This is a genomic window from Glutamicibacter sp. HZAU (assembly GCF_004100365.1).
GTDB classification, from domain to species: Bacteria; Actinomycetota; Actinomycetes; order Actinomycetales; family Micrococcaceae; genus Glutamicibacter; species Glutamicibacter nicotianae.
Genome location: NZ_SCKZ01000013.1, coordinates 44,555 through 58,199, shown reverse-complemented (window position 1 = coordinate 58,199; position 13,645 = coordinate 44,555). Strand labels below are relative to the sequence as shown.

The window sequence follows — 13,645 nt, the reverse complement described above, 5'->3', positions numbered from 1 at the left end:
GGCGAAGTTCCAAAACATGCCTGACCCGGTCTGATCTGTTACCGATGTCCTGAGACACCGAGTGTTACCGATGTCCTGAGACAGAAGTGTCACCGGTGTCTTGAGACATCACACGAGTCTTTTAAAACTTGTTCACTTAGTTGGAAGGACCCGGTAGACGAGGCGGGCAAATGGCCCGGCTTTCCTTGCTTCAGCCAGTTCCAACCGGTCACTGCCAATGCGGCGCGGTAGCAAGGCCGCGCCTTCAGACAATGCTGCTGGGGCAACAGTCAACGCCAGGGTATCGAGTGCGTCGAGATCCAGGAATTGTCCCAGCAGCTCTCCTCCGCCGAGCACCCAGATGTTCTTCTCCCCCGCGGCCTCGCGGATTTCAGGCAAGAATTCTCCGACCGCACCATTGACCAGGCGGACGTCAGCGCCCTCGGGAATTGGCAGGTCCCGCGAGGTGAAAACATACGTGGTGATCCCCCGATAATATTCCTGCCACTTCTGCGGGTTCTCGATGAACTTCTCGTTCTTGATCAGCCATAGGTAGGTATTCGCGCCTTCCACATGCACGCCGACATTTTTGGGCAGCAGGTCCGGGTCGGGGTCTTGGGCCCCCGGAACATCGAAGAGCCATTGCAGGCTATGGTTTTCATCTGCCAGAAAGCCGTTGAGGGTGACAGCTGCGTCGAAAATGATCTCGCCCATGCTCTCCAGTCTGCCATGTCCCAAGCACTATTAAGTACGACTCCACTGGGATCAATTCGCACTTGCACCACGCAAGTTCCGTGACGGACGATAATGCTCGAACGCCAAGCCATCGTCAACGAAGGTGTAGTGTGCCTGCTCAGCGATGGCCCCACTCGAGACCGGCACATGGGCCTTGACGTACACAAAACGATCTGCGCCGCCGAGTGCCGCACTCCGGGTTGATATTTGCCGGCAACGCCTGATCGGCATCTCCGAGCTTTAGCCCAATACACGTGGTTGGTAGACACCAGTGCGACCAACAGCAAGGTCTGATCGAATTCTCAATCGACATTTTCTGCTTGGCTCGACCCGAGAACTCGTCTCCGATCGCGGGAATTCGACCTACGGTCGCCAACCGCCCATCTTCTAGGCTTCCGAATACATTCCTAATAGCATTGAAATATATCCATCGCAGCTGAGCCTCCAACCCGGACTAGGCGCTCCTCGGATCTGAGCAAGCACTCGGCCGAGGTCTTCGCCGAGGCGGAAGAACATCCAGTCACGGTAACCCGTCGTGACGGGGAGACACCGGTCCTGATGTCACAGCGGGAGGCCGATGGACGCGCCCGACTACTGCACTTTGCTGCGCAATTGATCATCGTGCCCCTCGACGACCGGGGTATACTTGCCGAGCGCATGAACCAGAACTTGCCATGGTGCTTGCCCTGTCGCCTGCTGATCGCGAGTCCTGTGCGCAAGAGCTTGTCGATGCTGCTCGGGCCTCATTCTCCACCAACCAGCTTCAATTGCCGATCTCGGAGCTGACCTCATGGAAAGAGACTGCTACGGCAGTCGCCGCGGGACTCGGCAGCGCCGATCTTGAGTAGCTCGATGACGTTGAGATCGCCGTGGAGCGCCCCTGATCGTGGCTGCTGCCAAGAAGGGGAATCTGGTCCCCGGCCTCCGAAGAAGGTCGGATACGAGATCCGCTTCGCTACCGCCGATGCCCAGAAAGGATGGCGGGACCTGGTTGAGGCGATCCGAAATCCAATGTCGGACGCCTGGGACTTCCTCACACGCAAACCCTATGCCACCACTCCGACGAATTATCGGCTGAAAGGTGAACTCGGGACGGTCCATCGCGGTGGGTCGATCCATGAGAGGTGCAGCATAAGCCAACTGCGAATGGTACCGCTCGGATCTGGTTCTACGTGAGCGACCATACGGTGTACTTGGAACAGGTGCACACCAGTCATCCAAACGAGACAAAGTAAGTTCGAGCGTCGGCCTAGTCGGCAGCCGCTCCAGCAGTCCGCCCTGCCGGACCCGACTAAAACCTGAAAATGGTTCTACCCAGAACCTGCTCGTGCATGGGCAAAAGGTTGGGCTTCTAACCGGCAACCTGCAACAAAGGCCCACGCCACCGGGAATTCGGTAGCGTAGGCCTTTAGCGCTAACGGCGGCAGAGCTTACCAGCCGCGCTCAGCCAGACGGTGAGGCACTGGAACGTCGGCCACGTTGATGCCGACCATTGCCTCGCCCAGGCCGCGGGAGATCTTGGCCAGCTCGTCCGGGTTATCGAAGAAGGTGGTGGCCTTCACGATGGCCTCGGCACGCTGCACCGGATTGCCGGACTTGAAGATACCCGAGCCGACGAAGACGCCGTCGGCACCCAGCTGCATCATCATTGCTGCATCGGCCGGGGTGGCGATGCCGCCAGCGGTGAACAGCACGACCGGAAGCTTGCCGTTGGCGGCAACTTCCTTGACCAGTTCGTATGGAGCCTGCAATTCCTTGGCTGCAACATACAGCTCGTCCTCTGGCAGGGCGGACAGCTTGGCGATCTCTGCACGGATCTTGCGCATGTGGCCGGTGGCGTTGGAGACGTCGCCGGTGCCGGCCTCGCCCTTGGAGCGGATCATTGCAGCGCCCTCGTTGATGCGGCGCAGGGCCTCACCGAGGTTGGTGGCACCGCAGACGAACGGCACCGTGAACGGCTGCTTGTCGATGTGGTTCTCGTAGTCAGCTGGCGAGAGGACCTCGGACTCGTCGATGTAGTCGACGCCCAGGGACTGCAGGATCTGCGCCTCGACGAAGTGGCCGATGCGGGCCTTGGCCATGACCGGGATGGAGACCTCGGCAATGATGCCGTCGATCATGTCCGGGTCGCTCATGCGCGAGACGCCACCCTGGGCACGGATGTCGGCGGGAACGCGCTCCAGCGCCATGACTGCCACGGCACCGGCGTCTTCTGCGATACGTGCCTGCTCCGGGGTAACTACGTCCATGATGACACCGCCCTTGAGCATTTCGGCCATGCCGCGCTTGACGCGGTCCGAACCGACGACGGAGTTCTGGTTGTTCGTAGACATGGAGGAATGGTTCCTTTCGACACTGCGGTGACTCGTTTTGCCCCAGAATTTCAGGGTTTTAAGCGAGGTGGTACGCCAGTAATCGTAGGATCGCTTTGCTTTATTACCTCACGTGTTGCGTCACAATGCAGCACCGGGAGACTTGTCTACCGATCAGAGGTTAGTGCGTAACATAGTCTTTCGGCACAAATGTACTAGTCAAACATATTTTAGGCACGTAGTTGAGGGTTTGCTTCCAGTACCTCAGCCACAGCCCCTTTTGCCGCCCCTTCACCCGCGTCATATTCCCCGGCATCCCATCGCACCGCTTCATCGGACATGCATTGCACTAGGCTCATGCCTCTTTGAATCGTTGCAGCCGCTTCCCGCAGTTATCAGGCATCGCCCAAGAGCCGCGTGGTCCAGGCGCGGGTATAAGACGGATCCGGGTCGTCGACACGTTCTTGGATGCCTGCGAGGCATTCCGCGAACTCATCAATCCCAGGGTTCCCCGCTTCCATGACCTGAAGCCGCGCGCGATCATCTGCCGGGACAGCGCCCAAGAGCCCTAGATGGTATTGGGACTCGCTCGGCGCCTCGACTGCGAGTCGTTGCGCCAAGTTTCCGCAACTATCTATGAGACACTGCTTTGATTCAGGCCAGCATCGCGATTCTCGCGTTAAAATCGAGTTAAAAACCAGTGGCCCAGCAGGACATATTGATGTCCTGCCGGGCCCGTGAGCCGGCTAATGCCTAGTTCAGTGTTTCGCTGTCCCATGCCTCGGCAATGGCGCTGCGAACCTCGGAGAGGGTCTGCGGGATCGCCTTGGTCTGCGCGATGATCGGGAAGAAGTTCCCGTCGCCGTTCCACCGGGGCACGATGTGCTGGTGCAGGTGGGCGGCGATGCCGGCTCCCCCGGCTTCGCCCTGGTTCATGCCCAGGTTGAAGCCGGCAGGATTGGACACCTTGCGCAGCACGCGCATGGACTGCTGCGCCAGCGCCGCCATTTCCGCCGTCTCCTCAACCGTGATGTCGGTGTAGTTCGGCACGTGGCGGTAAGGGCAGACCAGCAGGTGGCCGGGGTTGTACGGGAACAGGTTCAGGATCACGTAGCAGGTTTTGCCGCGGTGGACGATCAGCGCCTCCTCGTCGGTACGGCCGGGACCTGCGCAGAATGGGCAGCTGGCCTCATCCTTGACCTGGTCCTGCCCGCCCTTGATATAGGCCATCCGGTAGGGAGTCCACAGGCGCTGGAACGAATCCGGCACTCCGGCGAGTTCGAAGTCGTCGGTGACGGACTGGTCTGCGTGTTCCTGCATGCTCAATGGACTCCCTGTCCGAACTAGTTATGGTTGTCGCGGTTCTTGATGGCTTCGACGATGCGGGCTACCGCATCATCGATGGGCACCTGGTTTTCCTGGCTGCCGTCGCGGAAGCGGAAGGACACGGCGTTCGCATCAGCATCTTCGCCGCCGGCGATGAGCACGAATGGAATCTTGTCCTTGGACGCGTTGCGGATCTTCTTCGGGAAGCGGTCCGACGAGTCATCCAGCTCCACGCGGACACCCTGCGCCTTGAGCTTGGCGACAACCTCTTCGAGGTAGCCGTTGAAGGCCTCGGCCACGGGGATCGCGCGCACCTGCACCGGCGAGAGCCATGCCGGGAAGGCACCGGCGTAGTGCTCGGTGAGCACGCCTAGGAAGCGTTCGATGGAGCCGAACTTCGCCGCGTGGATCATCACCGGTTCCTGGCGGGTTCCGTCGGCAGCCTGGTACTCCAGGCCGAAGCGCGCCGGCTGGTTGAAGTCGTACTGCACGGTGCCCATCTGCCAGGTGCGGCCGATGGCGTCCTTGGCCTGGACCGAGATCTTCGGTCCGTAGAACGCTGCGCCGCCCGGGTCGGCAACCAGTTCGACGCCGGATTCGGTGGCCACGCGCTCAAGCACCGCGGTGGCTTCCGCCCACTGCTCGTCGGTGCCGATGAACTTGTCCGACTCCGGATCGCGGGTGGACAGCTCCAGGTAGAAGTCGTCCATGCCGAAGTCCTTGAGCAGGGAGAGCATGAAGTTCAGCAGGTGCTCGACCTCGGCCGGGGCCTGCTCCTTGGTGACGTAGGAGTGCGAGTCGTCCTGGGCGAAACCGCGCACGCGGGTCAGGCCGTGGACCACGCCGGACTTCTCGTAGCGGTAGACGTGGCCGAATTCGAACAGGCGCAGCGGCAGTTCGCGGTAGCTGCGTCCGCGGCCGCGGAAGATCAGGTTGTGCATCGGGCAGTTCATCGCCTTCAGGCGGTATTCCTGGCCCTGCTTGGTGATGTTGCCGTCTTCGTCGCGCTCCTCATCGATGTGCAGCGCCGGGAACATGGTATCCGCGTAGTACGGCAGGTGGCCCGAGGTGTGGAACAGCCCGTCCTTGGAGATGTGCGGGGTGCCAACGTACTGGAAGCCCTCTTCGACGTGGCGGTCGCGCACGTAGTCTTCCATCTCGCGCTTGATGATGCCGCCCTTGGGGTGGAACACCGGCAGGCCGGAGCCCAGCTCGTCCGGGAAGGAGAACAAATCCAGCTCGGCGCCGAGCTTGCGGTGGTCGCGGCGCTCGGCCTCGGCCAGTCGCTCCTGGTAGGCCTTCAGGTCTTCCTTGGTTGGCCAGGCGGTGCCGTAGATGCGCTGCAGCTGCTTGTTCTTCTCGCTGCCCAGCCAGTAGGCGGCGGCCGAGCGGGTCAGTGCGAACGCGTTCTTGATCAGCTTGGTGTTCGGCAGGTGCGGGCCGCGGCACAGGTCCTTCCAGACGGTGTCGCCGGACTTGCGGTCGACGTTGTCGTAGATGGTGGTCTCGCCGGCGGCGACCTCAACGGTCACGCCTTCGCCGGAGGTGTCAGCGGAGTCGGCCTTGGCCAGCAGCTCGCACTTGTAGGGCTCGTTGGCCATCTCGGCCTTGGCTTCCGCTGGGGAAACTTCGCGGCGGACGAAGAGCTGGTTCTGGTTGATGATCTTCTGCATCATCTTTTCCAGCTGCTTGAGGTCTTCCGGGGTGAACGGTTCTTCGACATCGAAGTCGAAGTAGAAACCGTCGGTGATGTATGGGCCGATGCCCAGCTTGGAATCCGGGCGCAGCTGCTGCACAGCCTGGGCCATCACGTGGGCGGTCGAGTGGCGCAGCACCTCCAATCCTTCTGGATCGTTGATGGTTACGCGGGTGACAGTGGTTCCGGCTTCCAGTTCACGGGCCAGGTCGCGCAGTACGCCATCGACGTGCATGACAACCACGTCCTTGTCATTGGCGAAATGCTGCAGACCGGTCGTTCCCGCGTCCACCTGTACCTGCTCGCCGTCAATGGTGAGAGTCAGCTGCTCGCTCATGAGATCGGGTTCTACCTTTCAATCTGTGATGGCTTCATAGCTTGTGGCATACCTTGGCCACAGCCAGCCAGAATCCAGTTTAGTTCAGCATTGCGCTGCGCAACCGGTTCACTTCGGGTTTTGTGCCGATTGTTCGCCCGAGTGTGACCCGTTCAACAGCTCGTCCGCCGAGAGAAGCCCCGAGTAGTGCCACAGCCTGCGCTCCGAAGCGGGTTGCGAACTGGCGATCTTCCCGCTCTGCTGGTCCTTGCGGAAGGCCGGGATCACCTCATCCAGGCGGCGCTGCAGCTCCTGGCGCTCATCTTCGGTGAGCATCAGGTTGCTGGTGCTTAGCTGCGCCAGGTCCGGCCTGGGTTCGCTGGCGCCGTACCAGCGCTGGGCGTGGGCCAAGGCCGCTTCCAAGCGCCGCTGCTCGTCGTGCATGACCTGCCCGAGGTAGGCGTTCATGGCGGTGGCAGATTCATCCCCGGTGCGGTCCGCTGGCTGGCCCGTGGTGTAGCCGATAGCCGCCGGACGCCAGACGCGGTCGCGCTTGTCGCGCGCCAGTTCGGGTGCCTCTTCGATCATTTCGGCCTTGGCCAGCTCGCGCAGGTGGAAGCTGACCTTGTTCGGAGCCAGACCCAGCAGTTCGCCGATATCGGAGGCTCGCCCGGTGCCCATCGCCGCCAACGCATCGAAGATCTGCCGACGCAACGGGTTGGCCATGGCCTTGAGCATTGGCGTGGTGAACGTGACGTTCGACTGTGCTTGGGTCATGGGATCAGCATAGCAATTGCCCAAATAAAGTTGCGCAAATTCTATTGCGCAACTTTATTTGCCGGTCTATGGTTGAGGCATGACCACGGACCAAACTCCCCTGCTTGAGCGGCAGACGGCCGCTGCCGGCGCACGACGGCTGCTGGCATTGCGCCATCAGCGCGGCTACCGCATCTGGTGGGTCGCCGACACGACGGCCTTGCTGGCTGGCGGCATCTACTCCTTCGTGCTGCCGCTGATCTTGCTGGGGCTGACCGGTTCGACGGTGCAGGCCGGCACGCTGGCCGCTCTGGGACTGGCTGCGCGGGCCAGCTTGACGCTGCTCGGCGGCTCCGTTGCCGACCGTTCCGACAGGGCGCGCATGATGCTCACCGGAGGGATTTGCGGAGCGGCACTGACTGCGGCACTTGTAGTGGCCGGCATGAGCGGCTCGCTGAGCGTGGCAGTGCTCTGCGTGGCCCACGTGCTCATGGAACTGCGTTCAGGCTATTTCGGCGCCGTTACGAATGCCGCACTCAAGGATGTGGTCCATCCCAAGCAGCTGGGACGGGCCATGGCGGCTAACCAGGGACGCGACTCGGTGCTCATGCTGGGTGCGGCTCCGCTGGGCGGGCTCCTGCTCGGTTTGGGCGCAGGGTTTGCCCTGCTCGCCGTCAGTTTCCTGCAATTGCTCGCAGCCGCTTCTGGGTTCGCGCTGCGCGGACCATTGCGCGCAGCCGAAGCCAGTTCAAAGCCCATGGAGCACTCCCCAGCCGGCAGCCGTCCGGTCTCCTCCGGCATCGCAGCGGGCATGCGATGGTGCTTCGCCAGGCCGCAGCTGCGCAGCCTGCTCATCCTGATCACTGTCATCAATATCGGAACCAACGGGCTGAACACGACGTTGATCTACGGATTGCAGCAACGCGGCGAATCCCCCTGGGTGATCGGCCTGGTATCCACATTCATGGGTCTGGGCATGTTCGCCGGTTCGCTGTTCGCCGGACGCATGATCGAGAAATTCCGGACGGGCGTGCTGGCCTGCAGCTGCTTGAGCGTTCTGGGCGGAGCGATGCTGCTGATGGGCTTCAACACGAATCTGCTCTGGCTGGGTTCCATGCTGCTGATGGCCTACCTGAGCGTGCCGGCGCTGAACGCGTCGGTCGGAGGCTACTTCATGGCAGTAGTCCCGCGGGAAATGGCAGGACGAGCCAATTCCCTGATCTTGTTCATGGCCCTGTCGGCTCTGCCGCTGGCGCCGTTCTTCACCGGGCTCGGCCTGCAATGGCTGGGCATGGGACCGACACTGCTGTTCTTCGGCTCCTTGGTGATCGTTGCAACTGTCGCCGCCTGGTGCTCAGGGCACGTGCGCGGCATCCCGCACCCGGATCACTGGTCCAGCGAACCGGCGAGCGCAAATTCTCAGATCGAAGTGGAGGCGAAGGAATCTGCAGGTTTGGTTTCTGCAGAAGACGAGCCGACGCAGGTTCAAGGAGAACCGAGCATGAAAAACCATCCAGCATCAAACTCATCCGTTTCGTCCCGGCGGCTTGGCTTGCGCCGCACTCCCAGCAGTGTACAGCGCAACCATCACGTGCCGAGCCGCGTCGACCTGGAACTCCGTGCCCAGCGCGAGCGCGTCCTGTCATCACCGCGCAATGAGCAGTGGATCCACTTGTAGTCAGGCAGAAGTTGCGCTGTCTTCAATTTTCCCTGAAGCTCGCATCATGCGGACGACCCCAATGATCAGCACCGCGAATAGCGTGACTTCCCCCTGCGGCAGTGACGAGCCCTCCTGAGGTATAGAAGTAGAGAGACGCAGTACTCGCAACGAACGCGCTCGCGCAAAACCTTCCCCACGCCATGAGGTGTGCGCCTTCTAGGCCTATCATTCGAGATCAGGGCACCCTAGGCTGGTTACATGAACAAGTCGGCCCCGCCGACCATCAGCGCGATCACCCTTGGCGTGCGTGATGTCGGTGCTTCAACCAGGTTCTATACCGAGGGACTGGGTTTCGAGCTGGTGCAGCCAGCCCACCCGGAGATTGCCTTTGTCCGCGCCGGGCATTCCTTGATGCTGGCCTTGTGGGATATTACGCAGATGCCCAGCGAGTATGGCGACATCGGGCACGGCGAGAAGGCTCCCCCTGTGTCGCTAGGACATAACGTGCACACCGATGCGGAAGTCGAACGGTTCTACCGGCGAGCGCTTGATGCAGGAGCACAATCCGTGACAGCTCCGGCTGTGCAGCCGTGGGGTGGAATGAGCGCCTGCGTGGCCGACCCGGACGGGTTCCGCTGGGATTTCGTGCACAATCCGTCATTCGTCATTGATGCGGACGGGCATGTGTCCTCGGTTTGAGGTTTTTCGGCCTTGGGTGATGTTTCTCGAAGTTTCCGACTCGGGCCAGGGCTCTGCGGTCAGCGACGGCCACTGGGCTAGCCACCGTTCGGTCTTGGCTTCGTAGACTTCCCGCGGGGCAAGCACTGGGTTCGGAATAATCCTCCTGGCGAATAGATCTGCAAACCCATGCGGGGCATAGGTGGCTACTTGCCCATGTGCATCACGAGTGACCGCAAAGCAGCAGGTCTTCGCTGCAAAATGATCGATGGCATCCGTGGAGCTGGTGAATGGAATAGCAGGCACGCCGAAGTGCTGCTCGTACCAAATGTGGACGCGTGCTTCATTGCGGACTTCGATTTCTGCGTCGATGCCTTTGAAGAGTTCTTTGGCCCGGCGTATGACTGCGCCTTCCGCCTCATAGGACGTATCTTCATCGAAGTAGAAGAAATCGTAGTCGCGAATTCCGTTTTGCGGATCCTTGCCCTCAAGCACGTTCCATACCGTTTGAAACAGTGCGCCTGCGGTGAGCCACCAGTCCGAAACACCTAGCTGTGGCGCAAGGTGGAGGATTTGCTGGTTGACCGGGTTTTCCTGGACGCATTTGAGAAAGAATTGTTCGTCCTGTGCGCTCACGTTCTCCTGCTCCTCGCCTCAGGTACTCGCTCCATGAGACCCAATGTATTTGTTGGGCAAACCCTGTCAGCGGACCAGCGCATCACGCCCCTCTCTGGTCCAGCCCTTCGGCTTCCATCCGCCTGGCCAGCTCTCCGACGCTTTCGATGGCATGAGCGCCTTCGCCGAGCTTTGGCCGGTAACTGACTTGCGGGCGGCCCTGCTCTTCAAGGTACCCCGCAGCGGGCAAGGTGTCCGGCTGGTGCAGGTCCCAGGCATTCAGCGCCTGCAGCGAGATGCCACGTGGTCCGGTGCGCCGGGTGACTCCGTGGATGAGCAGCATGCGGGTGGAAAAAAGCAATGGCCCGGTGCGTTGCTGGGTGTCATCGAAGAAGGTCGCGTCGATGCAGCCGGTCCCGTCGTCCACGGAAATGAAGACCACGCGCTTGCCTCCGCGCATGGGCGGGGTCTGGGTGGCCACGCGCACTCCGGCGACGAGGACCTCGGTTCCGTTGCGCAACTGCAGCAGCTCGGCCGCTTGGGTAATAGGCAGGTGCGCCAGGCGTTGCCGGTAGGAAGAGATCAAGTGCTCGCTGGCATCCAGGTGCATCAGGTCCAGTTCGGTACGCACCACTTCGGCAGGTTCCAGCTCAGTTCCCGTGGCATTGATGTGCTCGATGTTCCCGAGGTCAAGCGCCAGCTGTCCGGGGCCGGGCCGGTATTTGGCCGGAAGGGAGCTGTGGGCCATGGATTGCGTGTGGGCGATGGTGTCGGCACGCGAGGTCCCGGCGAGCAGGGAGTCGAAGACGCCGAGGGCCGCGAGGTTCTGGTAGGTGCGGCGCGAGAGCCCCGCGCGGGCGCGGACATCTGCAAGGTGCTCATAGGGTTGGCCGGCGACCAGGCGTTCGACTTCGCGTTCGCTCATCTGATGGATGTCGCGGAAGGCCAGGCGGACCCCGTAGCGTCCAGGGCGCAGCGAGCTGGGCGCGCGTGGCACCACCGGGAGCTTCGCTGGAGCGGATTCGAACACCCGTTCGACCCGGTAGTGCCCGGTAGAGCGGTTGATGTCCAGCGGCAGGATGGGGATGCCCATGCGCCGGGCTTCGGAGACCAGCAGCCGCTTGGGGTACATACCCGGGTCATGTTCCCAGATGCCGGCAAGGAAGGCTTCGGGATGGTGGGCCTTGAGCCAGGCCGAGTGGTAAGTGGGCACGGCGAAGGCCGCCCCGTGGGCTTTGCAAAAACCGAAGGACCCGAAGCCGGAGAGCACGTCCCAGACCTTGTCGATCGTCTCCTGGCTGTAGCCGCGCTTGGTTGCTTCGGTGCGCACATAGCGTTCTACGGCTGGTTCCTTTTCCGGGTTACCCAGCAGGCGGCGGTAGACGTCGGCCATGCCCAGCCCGCAACCGGTCATCACGTCCAGGATGCGCAGCACCTGTTCATGGAAGACGGTGACCCCATGGGTTTCGGCGAGCGCTGGAATCAGGTCCGGGTGCAGGTATTGGGCCGGGGCGAAGCCGTGGCGGTGCTCCAGGTAGGGCTTGACCATATTCGATTGCATGGGGCCAGGGCGGAACAGCGAGATGTCGATGATCAGGTCGTTGAATTCGCGCGGGGCGAGCTTGCCGATCAGCTCGCGCTGGCCCGGGGATTCGATCTGGAAGCAGCCCAGGGTATGGGTTGAGCGGATCAATTCGAATGTGGGTTCGTCATCCAGCGGCACCCGGGACAGGTCGATCGCTCCGGCAGCGGAGATATAGCTGTCATCCACATGCCCTCCGGCGCGCGCGACCGACTGCTTGTCCGGGTGCATGCGGGCGATCTCTTCCAGGGTGTAGGCGATGGCTGATTGCATGCGCACCCCGAGCACGTCGAGCTTGATCAGCCCCATCAGGTCCATGTCGTGCTTGTCGAACTGGCTCATCTGCAGCCCGATGCCCGACGGCTGGACCGGGGTGCGGTCCAGCAGGCTCGCGTCGGAGAGGATCACTCCGCAGGGGTGCATGGAGATATGGCGCGGCAGCCGGTCCAGGCGTTCGGTGGCGTCGATGAGGATATCGAGCTGGGTGTCATCGGTGATGCGTTCGGCCAATGCCGCCAGTTCCGGCTTCTCGGTGAGCGCTTCGCGGAAAGAGGACGCGGAGAAGCGCCAGAGCTGCTTGGCGATCTCGTCGACCTGCTCCTGCTCCACCCCGAGGGCGGCTCCTGCATCGCGGACCGCGCCGCGGGCACGGTAGGCGTTCTGCATGCTCATCAGGCTCACGCGCTCTTCGCCGAAGCTGGCGAAGATCTCCCGGTAGATCTCATGGCGGCGTGCGGATTCCACATCGATGTCGATATCCGGCAAGGTGGTGCGGGTATCGGAGAGGAAGCGTTCGAACACCAGGTCGTGGGTTAGCGGGTTCACCTGGCTGATGCCCAGCAGGTAGTTCACCAGCGAGGAAGCGCCGGAGCCGCGGGCGGCCACGCGGATTCCCATGCCGGTGATCAGCTTGACGGTTTCGGCGACAGTCAGGAAATACCCGGCGAAGTCCAGCCGGTCGATCACCCCGAGTTCCCGGGCCAGGCACTCTTCAACCAGGTTCGGGTCCGCATCGCCCAAGAGCCCTGGCACCGCACCGTAGACGCGGCTGGTGAGCTCTTGCATGGCCGGGCGATCCAAGCCGAGGACCTTGGCCTCGGGGATGACCGGTTTCTTCCATCCGAGATCGGCCACCGGGTCGGCCGCAGCCCATTCGGCGAGCGCTTCGGTTTCCCGCAAGAGCTGGTGCGCCCAGCTTCTTTCGGTGGCTTGGCCGATTTCCTTGGCCAGCTGGCGCATCTCTTGCGGGGTTTTCAGCCAGCCTTGGCCATTGGGTTGGCAGGAGTCCAGGTTCTTCAGGCTGTGCAGGGCGCGCGCCGAGTCCAGGATGTCTGCGGTGACCGCCCCGTCGGGGTCCACGTAGCGGACGGCATTGGTGAGCACTGCCTTGATCCCCCGCTCGTGGGCGTAGCGCAGCAAGCGGGCTGCTTCGCCGAGGCTGTAGCGCGATCCGGGACTGGACAGGTGCGTGGTGATCTCCACGCGCAGCATCTTTCCCAGCCGCTTCTTCCAGTTGGCAAGCAGCGCCCGGGCATGGGCATAGTTTCCCTTGAGGATTGCACGGGCCACGTCCGATTCCCCGCCGAGCAGGACCATCAGGTTTCCGCTGGCGCCCAGGTGCGCCAGCTGCCCGGCTCCCAGGCCCGGAACACCATGCGCAGTGCCATGCGCAGTGCCATGCGCGAGGGTGATGGCCCGGCACAGTGCCGCATACCCGGCGCCATTGCAGCGCCCACGGGCCAGCAGGACAATCCGCCCTTGGGCTTCCCCGTGGCTATCGAGCATCGCAAGGTTCACCCCGAGAATCGGATGCAGGCCTTCTGCCATGCAGGCTGCCACATGCTTGACCGTCCCATACAGCCCATCCCGGTCAGTCAGCGCAAGCATCTGCGCCCCCTGTGCCTTGGCCGCCTGGGCCAGCTGCTTTGGGTGCGAGACGCCGTAATGGGCGCTATATGAAGAACTGACGTTCAGATGGGTAAAGCTCATG

9 protein-coding genes are annotated in these 13,645 nt (G+C 62.2%); 2 read left to right on the top strand and 7 right to left on the bottom strand.

Going from position 1 to position 13,645, the window contains the following annotated elements:
• Positions 1-132: 132 nt before the first annotated feature.
• The 5 genes from EKH49_RS15835 to EKH49_RS15800 all read right to left on the bottom strand — a co-directional run bounded on the left by EKH49_RS15835 (position 133) and on the right by EKH49_RS15800 (position 7,141).
• Positions 133-693: a dihydrofolate reductase family protein gene (locus tag EKH49_RS15835; protein WP_128471617.1), complete on the bottom strand. Its 561-nt coding sequence runs from the start codon at positions 691-693 to the stop codon at positions 133-135.
• Positions 694-2,144: 1,451 nt separating this feature from the next.
• A complete protein-coding gene (pdxS, locus tag EKH49_RS15820; RefSeq protein WP_073706185.1) occupies positions 2,145-3,047 on the bottom strand; it encodes a pyridoxal 5'-phosphate synthase lyase subunit PdxS in 903 nt (300 codons plus the stop codon).
• Between the two features lie 732 nt (positions 3,048-3,779).
• Positions 3,780-4,346 carry an HIT family protein gene (locus tag EKH49_RS15810; protein ID WP_128471615.1) on the bottom strand — a complete coding sequence of 189 codons (567 nt, stop codon included), beginning with the start codon at positions 4,344-4,346 and terminating at the stop codon, positions 3,780-3,782.
• Between the two features lie 23 nt (positions 4,347-4,369).
• Positions 4,370-6,385 carry a threonine--tRNA ligase gene (gene thrS / locus EKH49_RS15805; protein WP_128471614.1) on the bottom strand — a complete coding sequence of 672 codons (2,016 nt, stop codon included), beginning with the start codon at positions 6,383-6,385 and terminating at the stop codon, positions 4,370-4,372.
• 108 nt (positions 6,386-6,493) lie between these two features.
• Complete coding sequence (locus EKH49_RS15800; protein WP_128471613.1) at positions 6,494-7,141, bottom strand: helix-turn-helix domain-containing protein; 648 nt, start codon at positions 7,139-7,141, stop codon at positions 6,494-6,496.
• Between the two features lie 79 nt (positions 7,142-7,220).
• Here EKH49_RS15800 and EKH49_RS15795 point away from each other — a divergent pair, with 79 nt between their 5' ends.
• On the top strand, positions 7,221-8,798 hold the full coding sequence (locus tag EKH49_RS15795) for an MFS transporter (RefSeq protein ID WP_128471612.1): 1,578 nt from the start codon (positions 7,221-7,223) through the stop codon (positions 8,796-8,798).
• 240 nt (positions 8,799-9,038) lie between these two features.
• Positions 9,039-9,479: a VOC family protein gene (locus EKH49_RS15790; protein ID WP_128471611.1), complete on the top strand. Its 441-nt coding sequence runs from the start codon at positions 9,039-9,041 to the stop codon at positions 9,477-9,479.
• Here the strand turns inward: EKH49_RS15790 and EKH49_RS15785 are convergent.
• Together EKH49_RS15785 and EKH49_RS15780 are read right to left on the bottom strand one after the other, a co-directional pair.
• A complete protein-coding gene (locus EKH49_RS15785; protein ID WP_128471610.1) occupies positions 9,438-10,094 on the bottom strand; it encodes a nucleotidyltransferase family protein in 657 nt (218 codons plus the stop codon). The two genes, EKH49_RS15790 and EKH49_RS15785, sit on opposite strands and share 42 nt — an antisense overlap.
• 82 nt (positions 10,095-10,176) lie before the next feature.
• Positions 10,177-13,644, bottom strand: coding sequence for a DNA polymerase III subunit alpha (locus EKH49_RS15780; protein WP_128471609.1), 3,468 nt, complete (start codon positions 13,642-13,644; stop codon positions 10,177-10,179).
• Position 13,645 lies beyond the last annotated feature (1 nt).